Source organism: Solemya elarraichensis gill symbiont, assembly GCF_002021095.1.
In the GTDB taxonomy this organism is placed as follows: Bacteria; Pseudomonadota; Gammaproteobacteria; order Chromatiales; family Chromatiaceae.
In genome coordinates this window covers 1-1,382 of record NZ_MPRK01000342.1, presented here as the reverse complement: position 1 = coordinate 1,382, position 1,382 = coordinate 1, and the positions used below count along the sequence as shown (strand labels likewise).

Sequence of the window (1,382 nt, the reverse complement as noted above, 5' to 3'; positions counted from 1 at the left end):
TGAAGAGATCAAGACACACCGTACGGCCAAGGCCAATCAGATACGGGGACTGGTGGCAGAATACGGTCTGGTTGCACCACGAGAGTTGACTTCATTGCGCAGGGCTATCCCGATGTGGCTGGAAGATGCATCCAACGGCCTGACGATGCTGTTCAGGTAATTACTGCATGGCTTGTGGGAAGACCTGTGTTCACTGGATCAGCGACCGGCTATGCTCTAACATTTAATTTTGACCATCCAATGGGGGCAGGTTATATGAAATCCCCTTCTCACGAAAAAAGGATTTGTATTTCATATCTTCAATAAGAATATGGTGTCGCCACCAATCATTCAGAAAATCTAATAATTCTGTTGAGATTTTTGCTTTTTTTCCGTTAATTACTTCATCTGTAAACTCACAAAACTTATTCATGTAGTCTTGATGATGAGAACGATGATCATCGAAGTCTGGATATTCATATATTTTCAACAAAGTCTCTTCATCACGCAGGTGAGTGTTTGAATAGTTCAACATTTCGCACAGAATCTCATGATCAGAATCCAATTGATTTGCTTCATCCTGATTATCTGACAACTTCTTTATCAATGCGATGATTTGTTGATGTTGTTCATCTAACTCGCGGACCCCGACACTGAATTTGTCTGTCCATTCAAGGTTATTCATTTTCGATATCCTCATCTTTTACGAAGTCGGCTCGCCTAGCAGATACAGACAAACGCACTCCATCGAGTAACATCTTCTCGAGTTCCTGAGGTGGAAGCGGTTTGCTAAAGTAAAAGCCCTGCATAGTTGTACAACCAATTCGGTTCAGGAATTGCAACTGCGAAACCTTTTCAATTCCCTCCGCCACGGTTTGAAGATTCAAAGCCTTGGCCAGGGCGATAATGGCCTCACAGAATGAGGCACTTTCTTTATTTTCTGGAAGTCCCTTGATGAAGGTACGGTCGATTTTTAGCGTGTCGAAAGGCAAGTCCATCAGGCTTGAAAGGGACGAATATCCCGTACCAAAATCATCGATGGCAATTTCCAGGCCAAGGTTGTGCAGGTTATTGAGTATGGATTCCGCATACTGCGGGTCTTCCATTACAGTGCCCCCGGTAATCTCCAATTCGATATGGGATGGTGACACTTCGGTTTCCTGCAATAGCTTCTCGATCATCACCAAGAAATTCTTGTTTTTGAATTGAACGGGGGATATGTTAATGGCCATCCGGAGATGATCAAAGCCTGAATAGTGCCATCTTTTTAAACACTTGCAGCTTTCTTGCATCACCCAGTGACAGACCACCGCTGCGCGCCAAGGAGAGAGAATCGAAGGCGCGTAGTCCCCGGTAGCCACTAGGCGAGACTGTTTTTCTGACGTGCGCCAGCGCCAAAGGAA

General features: G+C 44.8%; 2 protein-coding genes and 1 pseudogene. 1 reads left to right on the top strand and 2 read right to left on the bottom strand.

The window, feature by feature from the left end; all coding sequences use genetic code 11:
- Positions 1-157, top strand: a pseudogene (locus BOW51_RS11875) (IS110 family transposase); the annotation flags it as partial.
- A 66-nt stretch (positions 158-223) separates the two neighbouring features.
- Here the strand turns inward: BOW51_RS11875 and BOW51_RS10800 are convergent.
- Together BOW51_RS10800 and BOW51_RS10795 are read right to left on the bottom strand one after the other, a co-directional pair.
- Positions 224-664, bottom strand: a complete 441-nt coding sequence (locus BOW51_RS10800) for a bacteriohemerythrin (RefSeq protein WP_167367351.1) — start codon at positions 662-664, stop codon at positions 224-226.
- Positions 657-1,340, bottom strand: a complete 684-nt coding sequence (locus BOW51_RS10795) for an EAL domain-containing protein (RefSeq protein WP_245828674.1) — start codon at positions 1,338-1,340, stop codon at positions 657-659. Before BOW51_RS10795 ends, BOW51_RS10800 begins: the two co-directional genes overlap by 8 nt.
- Between the last annotated feature and the right edge of the window lie 42 nt (positions 1,341-1,382).

Bases quoted from the DNA above. Each gene is read 5' to 3' on its own strand.
- BOW51_RS10800 (WP_167367351.1), bottom strand. From the start codon at position 664: ATGAATAACCTTGAATGGACAGACAAATTCAGTGTCGGGGTCCGCGAG.